The organism is Paraburkholderia xenovorans LB400 (assembly GCF_000013645.1).
Lineage (GTDB): Bacteria > Pseudomonadota > Gammaproteobacteria > Burkholderiales > Burkholderiaceae > Paraburkholderia > Paraburkholderia xenovorans.
The window spans coordinates 1,382,008-1,395,917 of record NC_007951.1; the positions used below are offsets into that span (position 1 = coordinate 1,382,008).

The 13,910-nt window shown below is 60.5% G+C and carries 13 protein-coding genes and 1 tRNA gene; all 14 read left to right on the forward strand.

Annotation, left to right across the window (positions count from 1 at the left end):
- Nucleotides 1-86: 86 nt before the first annotated feature.
- Nucleotides 87-171: transfer RNA gene (locus BXE_RS06015), tRNA-Leu, on the forward strand.
- 164 nt (nt 172-335) lie between these two features.
- Nucleotides 336-695 (forward strand): NADH-quinone oxidoreductase subunit A, encoded by a 360-nt coding sequence (locus BXE_RS06020; RefSeq protein ID WP_007175615.1) that lies wholly within the window; start codon nt 336-338, stop codon nt 693-695.
- 62 nt (nt 696-757) lie between these two features.
- A complete protein-coding gene (locus tag BXE_RS06025; RefSeq protein WP_006052903.1) occupies nt 758-1,237 on the forward strand; it encodes a NuoB/complex I 20 kDa subunit family protein in 480 nt (159 codons plus the stop codon).
- A gap of 21 nt (nt 1,238-1,258) precedes the next feature.
- A complete protein-coding gene (locus BXE_RS06030; protein WP_011487494.1) occupies nt 1,259-1,861 on the forward strand; it encodes an NADH-quinone oxidoreductase subunit C in 603 nt (200 codons plus the stop codon).
- 9 nt (nt 1,862-1,870) lie between these two features.
- Nucleotides 1,871-3,124: an NADH-quinone oxidoreductase subunit D gene (locus BXE_RS06035; RefSeq protein ID WP_011487495.1), complete on the forward strand. Its 1,254-nt coding sequence runs from the start codon at nt 1,871-1,873 to the stop codon at nt 3,122-3,124.
- A gap of 131 nt (nt 3,125-3,255) precedes the next feature.
- On the forward strand, nt 3,256-3,741 hold the full coding sequence (nuoE, locus tag BXE_RS06040; protein ID WP_007175612.1) for an NADH-quinone oxidoreductase subunit NuoE: 486 nt from the start codon (nt 3,256-3,258) through the stop codon (nt 3,739-3,741).
- A complete protein-coding gene (gene nuoF, locus BXE_RS06045; protein ID WP_011487496.1) occupies nt 3,738-5,066 on the forward strand; it encodes an NADH-quinone oxidoreductase subunit NuoF in 1,329 nt (442 codons plus the stop codon). Before nuoE ends, nuoF begins: the two co-directional genes overlap by 4 nt.
- 124 nt (nt 5,067-5,190) lie before the next feature.
- Nucleotides 5,191-7,524 (forward strand): NADH-quinone oxidoreductase subunit NuoG, encoded by a 2,334-nt coding sequence (nuoG, locus tag BXE_RS06050; protein WP_011487497.1) that lies wholly within the window; start codon nt 5,191-5,193, stop codon nt 7,522-7,524.
- A complete protein-coding gene (gene nuoH, locus BXE_RS06055) occupies nt 7,525-8,589 on the forward strand; it encodes an NADH-quinone oxidoreductase subunit NuoH (RefSeq protein WP_011487498.1) in 1,065 nt (354 codons plus the stop codon).
- Between the two features lie 15 nt (nt 8,590-8,604).
- On the forward strand, nt 8,605-9,093 hold the full coding sequence (gene nuoI / locus BXE_RS06060) for an NADH-quinone oxidoreductase subunit NuoI (RefSeq protein WP_007175608.1): 489 nt from the start codon (nt 8,605-8,607) through the stop codon (nt 9,091-9,093).
- A gap of 191 nt (nt 9,094-9,284) precedes the next feature.
- Complete coding sequence (locus tag BXE_RS06065) at nt 9,285-9,974, forward strand: NADH-quinone oxidoreductase subunit J (protein WP_007175607.1); 690 nt, start codon at nt 9,285-9,287, stop codon at nt 9,972-9,974.
- Between the two features lie 20 nt (nt 9,975-9,994).
- Entirely contained in the window at nt 9,995-10,300 is a 306-nt protein-coding gene (gene nuoK / locus BXE_RS06070; protein WP_006052894.1) for an NADH-quinone oxidoreductase subunit NuoK, read from the forward strand.
- Between the two features lie 17 nt (nt 10,301-10,317).
- A complete protein-coding gene (gene nuoL, locus BXE_RS06075) occupies nt 10,318-12,396 on the forward strand; it encodes an NADH-quinone oxidoreductase subunit L (protein WP_011487499.1) in 2,079 nt (692 codons plus the stop codon).
- 14 nt (nt 12,397-12,410) lie between these two features.
- Complete coding sequence (locus BXE_RS06080) at nt 12,411-13,901, forward strand: NADH-quinone oxidoreductase subunit M (protein WP_007175605.1); 1,491 nt, start codon at nt 12,411-12,413, stop codon at nt 13,899-13,901.
- Nucleotides 13,902-13,910: the final 9 nt, after the last annotated feature.

The window sequence follows — 13,910 nt, forward strand, 5'->3', positions numbered from 1 at the left end:
TTGAACAAACTGTTTAGACCAGTTATAATTCAAGTCTTGAAGCGATTCGCGGGTTTTATAAGTTGTTTTCCCGGATTGCATGCAGTGCCGACGTGGTGAAATTGGTAGACACGCTATCTTGAGGGGGTAGTGGCGAAAGCTGTGCGAGTTCGAGTCTCGCCGTCGGCACCAAAATGTTATCTAAATGCCAGCCGCTTGCTTCGCTTTCGGCTGGCATTTTCACTTCTGGCGTGCGGCTTGCGTTGGGCTTGCGGCATGTGCGTTTCGGAAGTGATTTCGCGTCAGGAGTGCTATGCTCCTGACGGCACTCAGAACCCAACCGATTGAGGACTGTCTTGAACCTCGCAGCCTATTTCCCCGTCTTGTTGTTCCTCATTGTAGGCACCGGTTTAGGCGTAGCACTGGTCAGCATTGGCAAGATCCTCGGTCCCAATAAGCCTGACACCGAGAAAAACGCACCGTACGAGTGCGGCTTCGAAGCATTCGAAGATGCGCGCATGAAGTTCGACGTGCGCTATTACCTCGTCGCCATTCTCTTCATCATTTTCGATCTTGAAACCGCGTTCCTGTTCCCGTGGGGCGTTGCCTTGCGCGACATCGGCTGGCCCGGCTTCATGGCGATGATGATTTTCCTGCTCGAATTCCTGCTGGGCTTCGCCTATATCTGGAAGAAGGGCGGCCTCGACTGGGAATGATGGATTAATCGCCGGTTTGCGTGGGTGGCCTGGCTTGCCACCCCGTCTGGAGTGGAAAGCAAATGAGTATCGAAGGGGTCTTGAAGGAAGGGTTTGTCACCACCACGGCTGACAAGCTGATCAACTGGACGCGCACCGGCTCGCTGTGGCCGATGACGTTTGGTCTCGCGTGCTGCGCGGTCGAGATGATGCATGCGGGTGCTGCCCGTTATGACCTGGACCGGTTCGGCGTGGTGTTTCGTCCAAGTCCGCGTCAGTCGGACGTGATGATCGTCGCCGGCACGCTGTGCAACAAGATGGCGCCGGCTCTGCGCAAGGTCTACGACCAGATGGCGGAGCCGCGCTGGGTCATCTCGATGGGCTCGTGTGCGAACGGCGGCGGCTATTACCACTACTCGTATTCGGTGGTGCGTGGCTGTGACCGGATCGTCCCGGTCGACGTCTATGTGCCGGGTTGCCCGCCTACGGCGGAAGCGCTGGTGTACGGCGTGATCCAGTTGCAGGCCAAGATTCGCCGCACCAACACAATCGCCCGTCAATAAGGCCAACGCCTCCCCCACAATATGGCAAGCAAACTCGAGACCCTGAAAGCGAACCTCGAGGCGGCCTTTGGCGGCCTCCTGCAGAGCACTACCGAGGCAATCGGTGAGTTGACGATCGTCGTGAAGGCTGGCGACTACCTCAACGTTGCAACCCGTCTGCGTGACGACCGCTCGCTCGGTTTCGAGCAATGCGTGGATCTGTGCGGCGTCGACTATCAGACCTACGCCGACGGCGCTTACGACGGTCCGCGTTTCGCGGCCGTTCTGCATTTGCTGTCGGTGCAGAACAACTGGCGTCTGCGTCTGCGCGTGTTCGCACCGGACGACGAAGTGCCGATTCTGCCATCTGTCGTCGAAATCTGGAACTCGGTCAACTGGTACGAGCGTGAAGCGTTCGACCTGTATGGCATCGTGTTCGAAGGCCACCCGGACCTGCGCCGCATCCTGACCGACTACGGTTTCATTGGTCACCCGTTCCGCAAAGATTTCCCTGTCTCCGGCTACGTCGAAATGCGTTACGACCCGGAAGAGAAGCGCGTCGTCTATCAGCCCGTGACGATCGAGCCGCGGGAAATCACACCGCGCGTGATCCGCGAAGATCGCTATGGCGGTCTGAAACACTAAGAGAACGCCATGGCAGAGATCAAGAACTACACGCTCAACTTCGGCCCCCAGCACCCGGCAGCGCACGGTGTGCTGCGCCTCGTGCTCGAACTCGACGGCGAAGTCATCCAGCGCGCCGATCCGCACATCGGCCTGCTGCATCGCGCGACTGAAAAGCTCGCCGAAACCAAAACATTCATTCAGTCGGTGCCGTACATGGACCGTCTCGACTACGTGTCGATGATGGTCAATGAGCACGGCTACGTGATGGCGATCGAAAAGCTGCTCGGCATCGACGTGCCGGTGCGCGCGCAATACATTCGCGTCATGTTCGACGAAATCACGCGCGTGCTGAACCACCTCATGTGGATCGGCGCGCATGCGCTCGACGTCGGCGCGATGGCGGTGTTCCTTTATGCATTCCGCGAACGCGAAGACCTGATGGACGTGTACGAAGCGGTGTCCGGCGCACGGATGCACGCGGCTTACTATCGTCCGGGCGGCGTCTATCGCGATCTGCCTGACGCAATGCCGCAATACAAGGCATCGAAAATTCGCAATGCGAAGGCATTGTCGAAGATGAACGAGAACCGCCAGGGTTCGCTGCTCGACTTCATCGACGATTTCTTCACGCGTTTCCCGAAGTGTGTCGACGAATACGAAACGCTGCTCACCGACAACCGGATCTGGAAGCAGCGTCTGGTTGGTATCGGCGTGGTCAGCCCGGAACGCGCGCTGAATCTCGGCATGACGGGTGCCATGTTGCGCGGCTCGGGTATCGAGTGGGATCTGCGCAAGAAGCAGCCGTATGAAGTCTATGACAAGCTCGATTTCGACATTCCGGTCGGCGTGAATGGCGATTGCTATGACCGCTATCTGGTTCGCGTCGAAGAAATGCGCCAATCCACGCGCATCGTGAAACAGTGCGTTGAGTGGCTGCGTAAGAATCCAGGCCCCGTGATGATCGACAATCACAAGGTTGCGCCGCCGTCGCGCGTGGGCATGAAGTCGAACATGGAAGAGCTGATTCACCACTTCAAGCTCTTCACGGAAGGCTTCCATGTTCCGGAAGGCGAGGCGTATGCGGCTGTCGAGCATCCGAAGGGCGAGTTCGGCATCTACCTGATCTCGGACGGCGCGAACAAGCCGTATCGGCTGAAGATCCGCGCACCGGGCTATGCACACCTGTCCACGCTCGACGAAATGGCGCGCGGCCACATGATCGCCGACGCCGTGACGATCATCGGCACGCAGGACATCGTGTTCGGCGAAGTGGATCGCTAGGACGTATTCATCGGCGCGCGTCTTCAGATTGCACCGAAGCGCGCGGCAAGCAAAGGAACGCCGGGTCTGTCGCAGCATGATGTGAGCGACGGGTTTTCGTTCGGTAGGAATTGAAAGAGTCGTGTCTGAAAATGATCTCAGCTGAAGGCCTGAAAGAAATCGATCGTGCGATCGCGAAGTATCCCGCCGATCAGAAACAGTCCGCCGTGATGTCGGCGTTGGCCACTGCTCAGGAAGAGCATGGCTGGCTGTCGCCCGAACTCATGCAGTTCGTCGCGGACTATCTCGGCATGCCGGCAGTCGCCGTGCAGGAGGTGGCCACCTTCTACACGATGTACGAGACCTCGCCGGTCGGCAAGTACAAGATCACGCTCTGCACGAACCTGCCGTGTCAGCTTGGCCCGGACGGCGGCTCGGACAGCGCGGCTGAATATCTGAAGCAGAAGCTCGGCATCGACTTCGGCGAAACCACGCCCGACGGCAAGTTCACCCTGAAAGAAGGTGAGTGCATGGGCTCGTGCGGCGACGCGCCGGTGATGCTGGTGAACAACCATCGCATGTGCAGCTTCATGAGCCGCGCGAAGATCGACCAGCTGCTCGAGGAACTTTCGAAATGACGTGTTTACACGATCGTCACATCAAACCGCTGATTCTCGCCGGCCTGAACGGCGATAACTGGCATCTCGAAGACTATGTGGCGCGCGGCGGTTACGCCCAGCTGCGCCGTATTCTGGAAGAGAAGATTCCGCCCGAGCAGGTGATTGCCGACGTCAAGGCGTCGGGCCTGCGTGGCCGGGGCGGTGCAGGCTTCCCGACCGGCCTGAAGTGGAGCTTCATGCCGCGTCAGTTCCCCGGCCAGAAGTATCTCGTCTGCAATTCGGACGAAGGCGAACCGGGCACGTTCAAAGACCGCGATATTCTGCGTTTCAATCCGCATTCGCTGATTGAAGGCATGGCCATTGGCGCGTACGCAATGGGCATTACGGTCGGCTACAACTATATTCACGGCGAAATCTGGGAAGTCTACAAACGCTTTGAACAGGCGTTGGACGAAGCTCGCCGCGCCGGGTTCCTTGGCGAAAACATCATGGGTTCGGGCTTCTCGTTCGAACTGCATGCGCATCATGGTTACGGCGCCTATATCTGCGGCGAAGAAACCGCGCTGCTCGAATCGCTGGAAGGCAAGAAAGGCCAGCCGCGCTTCAAGCCGCCATTCCCGGCGAGCTTCGGCGTGTACGGCAAGCCGACCACCATCAACAACACCGAGACGTTTGCCGCGGTGCCGTTCCTGCTCGCAATCGGTCCGCAGAATTACCTTGAAATCGGCAAGCCGAATAACGGCGGCACGAAGATTTTTTCGATCGCAGGCGACGTCGAGCGTCCGGGCAATTATGAAATTCCGCTCGGCACGCCGTTCGCCACGCTGATGGAACTCGCCGGCGGCATGCGCGGCGGCAAGAAGATCAAGGCCGTGATTCCTGGCGGCTCGTCGGCGCCGGTCATTCCGGGCGACATCATGATGCAGACCGACATGGACTACGACTCGATCGCCAAGCAAGGCTCGATGCTCGGTTCCGGCGCGGTCATCGTCATGGACGAGACGCGTTGCATGGTGCGCTCGTTGTTGCGTCTGTCGTATTTCTATTACGAGGAATCGTGTGGTCAATGCACGCCTTGCCGTGAAGGCACGGGCTGGCTGTACCGCGTCGTGCATCGTATCGAGCACGGACTCGGCCGTCCGGAAGATCTGGATCTGCTGAACTCGGTCGCTGAAAACATCATGGGCCGCACGATTTGCGCGCTCGGCGATGCAGCGGCCATGCCGGTTCGCGGCATGCTCAAGCACTACTGGGACGAATTCGAATATCACGTCGCCCACAAGCATTGCCTCGTCGGCGGTCATGCCGGCGCTGCAGCGGCGTCGGAAACAGTGGCTGCCTGAGCACGCAGACAGGTACGTAGAACAGGTACACACCAGCATACGTCAACCGCGGGATTCATCGCCTGAAACGGGCGATGAACAGGCGAACGATTGAGCGGTAACAGGTTAAGGAAGATTGACCATCATGGTTGAACTTGAAATAGACGGCAAGAAAGTAGAGGTGCCTGAAGGCAGCATGGTGATCCAGGCTGCGCATAAGGTCGACACGTACATTCCTCACTTCTGCTATCACAAGAAGCTGTCGATTGCGGCCAACTGCCGGATGTGTCTGGTCGATGTCGAAAAGATGCCGAAAGCGGTGCCCGCGTGCGCCACGCCGGTATCGGCCGGCATGATCGTGCGCACCAAGTCGGACAAGGCGGTGAAGGGCCAGCAAGCCGTGATGGAATTCCTGCTGATCAACCACCCGCTGGACTGCCCGATCTGCGACCAGGGCGGCGAGTGCCAGTTGCAGGATCTGGCCGTGGGCTACGGCAAATCGGCGTCGCGCTATAGCGAAGAAAAGCGCGTGGTGTTCCACAAGAACGTCGGCCCGCTGATCTCGATGGAAGAGATGTCGCGTTGCATCCACTGCACGCGTTGTGTGCGGTTCGGCCAGGAAGTGGCCGGCGTGATGGAACTCGGCATGCTGGGCCGCGGCGAGCATTCGGAAATCACGTCGTTCGTCGGCAAGACGGTGGATTCGGAACTGTCGGGCAACATGATCGATCTGTGCCCGGTCGGTGCGCTGACCAGCAAGCCGTTCCGCTACAGCGCCCGCACGTGGGAACTGTCGCGCCGCAAGTCGGTGAGCCCGCACGATTCCGTCGGCGCCAACCTCGTGGTGCAAGTGAAGAACAACCGCGTGATGCGCGTTCTGCCGTTCGAAAACGAATCCATCAACGAATGCTGGATTTCGGACAAGGACCGCTTCTCGTATGAAGGCCTGAACAGCCCCGAGCGTCTGACTCAGCCGATGCTCAAGCAAGGCGGCAAGTGGGTCGAGACCGACTGGCAAACCGCGCTCGAATATGTGGTGAAGGGTTTGAAGGGCATCAAGGGCGACCACGGCGCAAATGCGCTGGCTGCGCTCGGCAGCGCCCACAGCTCGGTCGAAGAACTGTTTCTGTTGAAGCAACTGGCGCAAGCGGTCGGCACGCCTAACGTCGACTTCCGTTTGCGTCAGTCGGATTTCTCCGCGCCGGTCAACGGCGCGCCGTGGCTCGGCACCGCGATCGCCGATCTGTCGAACGTCGACGCCGCGCTGGTGATCGGCTCGGATCTGCGCCGCGATCATCCGCTGTTCGCCGCGCGTCTGCGTCAGGCCGCAAAGGGCGGCGCGAAGCTCACGCTCGTGCAGGCCACCAACGACGACGCGCTGATTCCGCAAGCGCAACGCGTGGTAGCGGCGCCGTCCGCATGGCTCGACGCGCTGGCCGGTATTGCCGGGGCCGTGTCGGAAGCCGGCGGTGTGGCGCTGCCGGAAGCTTTCGCCGGCACGCAGCCTTCGGACGCCGACAAACAGGTCGCGAAGTCGCTCGCCACGGGCGAACGCCGCCTCGTGTTGCTGGGCAATGGCGCGGTCCGTCATCCGGATTTCGCGGTCATCCAGGCCGCGGCGCAATGGATCGCAGATGCGACCGGCGCGACGCAGGGCTTCCTCACGGAAGCGGCCAACACGGTCGGCGCGCATCTCGTGAACGCGTTGCCGGGCGAGGGCGGTCTGAACGCTCGCGAAGTGTTCGAGCAACCGCGCAAGGGTTATGTGCTGCTGAATGTCGAACCGGAGTTCGACACGGCCAATCCGGCGCAGGCTTTGGCCGCGCTGAAGCAGGCTGAAATGGTGGTCGTGCTGTCGCCGTTCCAGACCGGTGCCGACTACGCCGACGTGCTGCTGCCGATCGCGCCGTTCACGGAAACCGCCGGCACGTTTGTCAACGCCGAAGGTACGGTGCAGACGTTCAACGGTGTCGTGCGTCCGCTCGGCGACACGCGTCCGGCCTGGAAGGTGTTGCGTGTGCTGGGCAGTCTGCTGGGTCTGCCGGGCTTCGAATTCGAGACATCGGAAGAAGTGCGCACGGCCGCTCTCGGCGACGGCGAACTGAAGTCGCGGCTGTCGAACCGGACCGGTGTCACGGTTGCGCGCGGCAAGGCGGCGAAGGCAGCGGAAGGCAAGTTCGAGCGTATCGCGAACGTGCCGATCTATCATGCCGACGCGCTGGTGCGTCGGGCAGAGTCGCTGCACCTGACGGCAGCGGCACGGGCAGCGAACACGGTTGGTCTGCCGGCTGCGCTGTTCGACAAACTGGGTTTGAAGGAAGGCGACGCAGTGCGCGTGCGCCAGGGCGAGCAATCGGTGCAGTTGCCGGCCGTGCGCGACGCGAATCTTGCGGAGACGGTCGTCCGCGTATCGGCGGCTACGCCTGCCGGTGCAGCGCTGGGCAGCCTGTTCGGTGAACTGGTGGTGGAGAAGGCGTAAATGAGCTTGTTCGATACGATCAACTCGGGCGGCACCCAGCTTCTCGGTGTGGCATGGCCCACGGTGTGGGCACTGGTGCGCATCCTGGTGGTGGCCGTCGTGATCCTGCTGTGCGTGGCTTACCTGATTCTGTGGGAGCGTAAGCTGATCGGCTGGATGCACGTGCGTCTCGGCCCGAACCGCGTGGGCCCCGCAGGTTTGCTGCAGCCAATCGCCGACGTGCTGAAGCTGCTGCTGAAAGAAGTGATTCAGCCGGCGCAGGCGAGTCGCTGGATATACATGGTCGCCCCGATCATGGTGGTGGTGCCGGCTTTCGCGGTCTGGGCGGTGATTCCGTTCCAGGCCGGCGCGGTGCTCGGCGACATCAACGCGGGTCTTCTGTACGCAATGGCGGTCTCGTCGATCGGCGTGTACGGGGTGATTCTGGCAGGCTGGGCGTCGAACTCGAAGTACGCGTTCCTCGGCGCCATGCGTGCCGCGGCCCAGATGGTGTCGTACGAAATCTCGATGGGCTTCGCGCTCGTGGTCGTGCTGATGACGGCCGGCACGCTGAACCTGTCGGGCATCGTCGGTTCGCAGGAACATGGCTTCTTCGCCTCGCACGGTTTGAACTTCCTGTCGTGGAACTGGCTTCCGCTGCTGCCGATGTTCGTCGTGTACTTCATCTCGGGCATCGCCGAAACGAACCGTCACCCGTTCGACGTGGTGGAAGGGGAGTCGGAAATCGTCGCGGGCCACATGATCGATTACTCGGGTATGGCGTTCGCGCTGTTCTTCCTCGCCGAGTACATCAACATGATCGTGATCTCGGCATTGGCTGCAACACTGTTCCTCGGCGGCTGGAGCGCACCGTTCGGCTTCCTGTCGTTTATCCCGGGCATCGTATGGCTCGTCGCCAAGGTTTTCTTCCTGTTGTCGGTGTTCATCTGGGCGCGTGCCACCTTCCCGCGCTATCGCTATGACCAGATCATGCGTCTGGGCTGGAAGATCTTCATTCCGGTCTGCGTGGTGTGGCTGGTGGTAGTCGGCTTCTGGATCATGTCGCCGTTGAATATCTGGAAATAAAGGGCGGATGAACCCATGACCGCAATCCAAAACTTTTTCAAGACCTTCTTCCTCACGGAGTTGCTCAAAGGCCTAGCGTTGACCGGACGTTATACGTTCCAGCGCAAGGTGACGGTGCAATTTCCGGAAGAGAAGACCCCGATCTCGCCGCGTTTTCGCGGTCTGCATGCGCTGCGCCGCTATGAAAACGGTGAAGAACGCTGCATCGCCTGCAAGCTGTGCGAAGCGGTGTGTCCGGCGCTCGCCATTACGATCGAGTCGGAAACGCGCGCGGACAACACCCGCCGCACCACGCGCTACGACATCGACCTGACCAAGTGCATCTTCTGCGGTTTCTGCGAAGAGAGCTGCCCGGTCGATTCGATCGTCGAAACGCACATTCTCGAGTATCACGGCGAAAAGCGTGGCGACCTGTACTTCACGAAAGACATGCTGCTGGCCGTTGGCGATCGCTATGAAACGGAGATCGCTGCGAACAAGGCAGCCGACGCACCGTATCGTTGAAGCGCTTCGGTTGAAGCAGTCAATGCAGTGGTAAAAGCAGCAATCACGGCCTGTTGTCGGGCCGGGCGCCGCGGCCTGAACGCCGCGGCACGGCGCACCTGCGCGGCTGTTCTGGCGGTATGCCAGTGGTATGTCAGCCCCGGGTGCCAAAGAACAATGCCTGACGATGGCCTAACGATGAACCGGTAATCATGGAATTCACGACCGTACTGTTCTACATCTTCGCGCTGCTCCTGGTGGTTTCAGGGCTGAAGGTGATCACCTCGCGCAACCCGGTGTCGTCCGCACTGTTTCTGGTGCTGGCGTTCTTCAATGCAGCCGCGATCTGGATGCTGCTGGAGGCCGAGTTCCTTGCGATCCTGCTGGTGCTGGTCTACGTCGGCGCGGTGATGGTGCTGTTCCTGTTCGTCGTGATGATGCTGGACATCAACATCGACGTGCTGCGCAAGGACTTCAAACGCTTCGTGCCAATGGCCACGCTGGTCGGCGCGATCATCGTGATCGAAACCGCGCTGATCCTGTGGCACGGTTACGGCGCGACCGCCACGGCGCTGCGCGACACCACGGCCGCCGCCAACGGCATGGGCGACTGGTCGAACACCCGCCTGATCGGCAAGATCATTTACACCGATTACATCTTCGCGTTCGAAGTGGCCGGTCTGGTGCTGCTGGTGGCGATCATCGCGGCGATCGCGCTGACCACGAGCCACAAGAAAGACAGCAAACGTCAGAACGTCAGCGAGCAGGTCAAGGTACGCGCTCAGGACCGTGTGCGCGTCGTGAAGATGAAATCGGAAAAGACCGCGGCCACCGTCGCGGCGGAAGAAGCCGCGGCAGCGGCGGCAGCAGCGGCCGACTCGGCACCAGCCAAGAACAGCTGAGCGGACAGGAGATAGAAATCATGTTGACCCTTGCCCATTACCTTGTCCTCGGCGCGATCCTGTTTGCGATCAGCATCGTCGGCATTTTCCTGAACCGTCGCAACGTCATCATCATCCTGATGGCGATCGAACTGATGCTGCTCGCGGTGAACACCAATTTCGTCGCGTTCTCGCATTACCTCGGCGACGTGCATGGCCAGATCTTCGTCTTCTTCGTGCTGACGGTTGCGGCAGCGGAAGCGGCAATCGGCCTCGCGATTCTGGTGACCCTGTTCCGTAGCCTCGACACGATCAATGTCGAGGATCTCGATCAGCTCAAAGGTTAATTTCAGGAAAAGCGGTTATGTCCACGATACTCAATGAAAACCTGCTGCTGGCGATTCCGCTGGCGCCGCTGGCCGGCTGTCTGGTTGCCGGGCTGTTCGGAAAAGCGGTAGGGCGAGCCGGTGCGCATTCGGTCACGATCCTCGGCGTCGCGATCTCGTTCATTCTTTCGGCCATCGTCTTCTTCCAGGTGATGGACGGCGCGAGCTTCAACGCGACCGTCTACGAATGGATGTCGATCGGCAAGACGAAGTTCGAGGTCGGCTTCCTGGTCGACTCGCTGACGGCCATGATGATGTGCGTGGTGACCTTCGTGTCGCTGATGGTGCACATCTACACGATCGGCTACATGGCCGACGACGACGGCTACCAGCGCTTCTTCTCGTACATTTCGCTCTTCACGTTCTCGATGTTGATGCTCGTGATGAGCAACAACTTCCTGCAGCTGTTCTTCGGCTGGGAAGCGGTGGGTCTGGTGTCGTACCTGCTGATCGGCTTCTACTTCACGCGTCCCACGGCGATCTACGCGAACATGAAGGCGTTCATCGTGAACCGCATCGGCGACTTCGGCTTTCTGCTGGGTATCGGCCTGCTGTTCGCGTTCGCCGGTTCGATGAACTACGGCGACGTGTTTGCGAAGCGCACCGAACTCGCGGCATTGACCTTTCCGGGTACGGACTGGGGTCTGCTGACGGTGGCCTGTATTTGCCTCTTCATCGGCGCAATGGGTAAGTCGGCGCAGTTCCCGCTGCACGTCTGGCTGCCGGATTCGATGGAAGGCCCGACGCCGATTTCCGCGCTGATTCACGCGGCAACCATGGTGACGGCCGGTATCTTCATGGTCACGCGCATGTCGCCGCTGTTCGAACTGTCGGATACGGCGCTCTCGTTCGTGACGGTCATCGGCGCGATTACCGCGCTGTTCATGGGCTTCCTCGGGATCGTGCAGAACGACATCAAGCGCGTGGTGGCTTACTCCACGCTGTCGCAGCTCGGTTACATGACGGTGGCGCTCGGCGTGTCGGCTTACCCGGTCGCCGTGTTCCACCTGATGACGCACGCGTTCTTCAAGGCGCTGCTGTTCCTCGGCGCGGGTTCGGTGATCATCGGCATGCACCACGATCAGGACATGCGCAACATGGGCGGCCTGCGCAAGTACATGCCGATCACGTGGATCACGTCGCTGATCGGTTCGCTGGCGCTGATCGGTACGCCGTTCTTCTCGGGCTTCTATTCGAAAGACTCGATCATCGACGCAGTGAAGCTCTCGCATCTGCCGGGTTCGGGCTTCGCGTACTTCGCGGTGGTGGCGAGCGTCTTCGTGACTGCGCTGTATTCGTTCCGTATGTACTTCATGGTGTTCCACGGCAAGGAGCGCTTCCGCGATCCGAAGCATCCGGATTCGCCGATGGGTGCCGAAGCCGCCGCCCATGCGCATGACGCGCACGGCCACGACGCGCACGGCCACGGCCACGGCCACGGTCACGACGACCACGCACACGAGCCGCACGAAACGCCGTGGGTGGTGTGGCTGCCGCTGGTGCTGCTGGCGATCCCGTCGGTGGTGATCGGCGCGATCGGCGTGGGTCCCATGCTGTTCGGCGACTTCTTCCAGCACGGCGTGGCGTTCGACAAGGTGATCTTCATCGGCGAAAACCATCCGGCGCTTCATGAGATGGCTGAAGAGTTCCAGGGCTGGGCGTCGATGGGTCTGCACTCGGTCGCGGGTCTGCCGGTCTGGCTGGCGCTCGCGGGTGTGGTGGTCGCATGGTTCCTGTACCTGATCCGTCCGGATTTGCCGGCTGTCATCAAGCGCGCATTCGGCCCGATCTACACGTTGCTCGATAACAAGTACTACCTGGACAAGATCAACGATGTCGTGTTTGCGCGGGGCGCCGTGGCAATTGGCCGTGGTCTCTGGAAGGAAGGCGACGTCGTGGTGATCGACGGCATCGTCAACGGCAGCGCACGCTTTATCGGCTGGTTCGCCGGCGTGATCCGCTTCCTCCAATCCGGCTACATCTACCACTACGCGTTCGCCATGATTATCGGCATGTTGGGGCTCCTGACCCTGTTTGTAACGCTCGGCGGCAAATAAGGCGAGGGACACTAATGCACGCTTATCCGATTCTCAGCATCGCAATCTGGTTACCGATTCTCGTCGGCCTGCTGGTCCTCGCTATCGGTTCGGACCGGAACCCGGCTCCCGCGCGCTGGATTGCGCTCATCGGCTCGGTCGTCAGCTTCCTCGTGACGATCCCGCTGATTACAGGTTTTGATTCGAGCACCGCCGATCTGCAGTTCGTCGAAAAGGCGAACTGGATCGAGCGCTTCAACATTACGTACCACCTGGGTGTCGACGGCATCTCGATGTGGTTCGTCGTGTTGACGGCCCTGATTACGGTGATCGTCGTGATCGCCGCGTGGGAAGTGATCACGAAGAACGTGGCGCAGTACCTCGCCGCGTTCCTGATCCTCTCGGGCATCATGGTCGGCGTGTTCAGCGCGGCCGACGGCATGCTGTTCTACGTGTTCTTCGAAGCGACGCTGATTCCGATGTACATCATCATCGGCGTGTGGGGCGGGGCGAACCGCGTGTACGCGGCATTCAAGTTTTTCCTGTACACGCTGATGGGCTCGCTGCTGATGCTGGTCGCGCTGCTGTACCTGTACGTCCAGACCGGCACGTTCGACCTCGCCACGTGGCAGCATGCGCAGATCGCCATGACGCCTCAGGTGTTGCTGTTCATAGCGTTCTTCATGGCGTTCGCCGTGAAGGTGCCGATGTGGCCGGTTCACACCTGGTTGCCCGACGCCCACGTGGAAGCGCCGACCGGCGGCTCGGTCGTGCTGGCCGCGATCATGCTGAAGCTGGGCGCATACGGTTTCCTGCGCTTCTCGTTGCCGATCACGCCGGACGCGAGTCACTTCCTCGCGCCGGTCGTCATCACGCTGTCGCTGATCGCGGTGATCTACATCGGCCTCGTCGCGATGGTGCAGGCGGACATGAAGAAGCTGGTCGCGTATTCGTCGATCGCGCACATGGGTTTCGTCACGCTCGGCTTCTTCATCTTCAATCAGCTCGGTGTGGAAGGCGCAATCGTTCAGATGATCTCGCACGGCTTCGTGTCGGGCGCGATGTTCCTGAGCATCGGCGTGCTGTACGACCGTATGCATTCGCGCCAGATCGCCGATTACGGCGGTGTCGTCAACGTGATGCCGAAGTTCGCGGCGTTCGTCATGCTGTTCTCCATGGCGAATTGCGGCCTGCCGGGCACCTCCGGTTTCGTCGGCGAGTTCATGGTGATTCTGGCGGCAGTCCAGTACAACTTCTGGATCGCGGGCGGCGCGGCAGTCACGCTGATTCTCGGCGCGGCCTACACGTTGTGGATGTACAAGCGCGTGTACTTCGGCGCGATCGCCAACGATCACGTGAGGAGCCTGCTCGACATCAACCGTCGCGAGTTTTTCATGCTGGCAGTGCTCGCCGCACTGACGTTGTTCATGGGCCTGTATCCGAAGCCCTTTACCGATGTGATGCACGTATCCGTGGAAAACCTCCTCTCCCACGTTGCGCAATCAAAGCTGCCGTTGCCTCAGTAACGCAGAGCG

Excerpts from the sequence above, each read along its gene's own strand:
- BXE_RS06025 (WP_006052903.1), top strand. The coding sequence starts at position 758 with ATGAGTATCGAAGGGGTCTTGAAGGAAGGGTTTGTCACCACCACGGCT.
- BXE_RS06030 (WP_011487494.1), top strand. The coding sequence starts at position 1,259 with ATGGCAAGCAAACTCGAGACCCTGAAAGCGAACCTCGAGGCGGCCTTT.
- BXE_RS06035 (WP_011487495.1), top strand. The coding sequence starts at position 1,871 with ATGGCAGAGATCAAGAACTACACGCTCAACTTCGGCCCCCAGCACCCG.
- nuoE (WP_007175612.1), top strand. The coding sequence starts at position 3,256 with ATGATCTCAGCTGAAGGCCTGAAAGAAATCGATCGTGCGATCGCGAAG.
- nuoF (WP_011487496.1), top strand. The coding sequence starts at position 3,738 with ATGACGTGTTTACACGATCGTCACATCAAACCGCTGATTCTCGCCGGC.
- nuoG (WP_011487497.1), top strand. The coding sequence starts at position 5,191 with ATGGTTGAACTTGAAATAGACGGCAAGAAAGTAGAGGTGCCTGAAGGC.
- nuoH (WP_011487498.1), top strand. The coding sequence starts at position 7,525 with ATGAGCTTGTTCGATACGATCAACTCGGGCGGCACCCAGCTTCTCGGT.
- nuoI (WP_007175608.1), top strand. The coding sequence starts at position 8,605 with ATGACCGCAATCCAAAACTTTTTCAAGACCTTCTTCCTCACGGAGTTG.
- BXE_RS06065 (WP_007175607.1), top strand. The coding sequence starts at position 9,285 with ATGGAATTCACGACCGTACTGTTCTACATCTTCGCGCTGCTCCTGGTG.
- nuoK (WP_006052894.1), top strand. The coding sequence starts at position 9,995 with ATGTTGACCCTTGCCCATTACCTTGTCCTCGGCGCGATCCTGTTTGCG.
- nuoL (WP_011487499.1), top strand. The coding sequence starts at position 10,318 with ATGTCCACGATACTCAATGAAAACCTGCTGCTGGCGATTCCGCTGGCG.
- BXE_RS06080 (WP_007175605.1), top strand. The coding sequence starts at position 12,411 with ATGCACGCTTATCCGATTCTCAGCATCGCAATCTGGTTACCGATTCTC.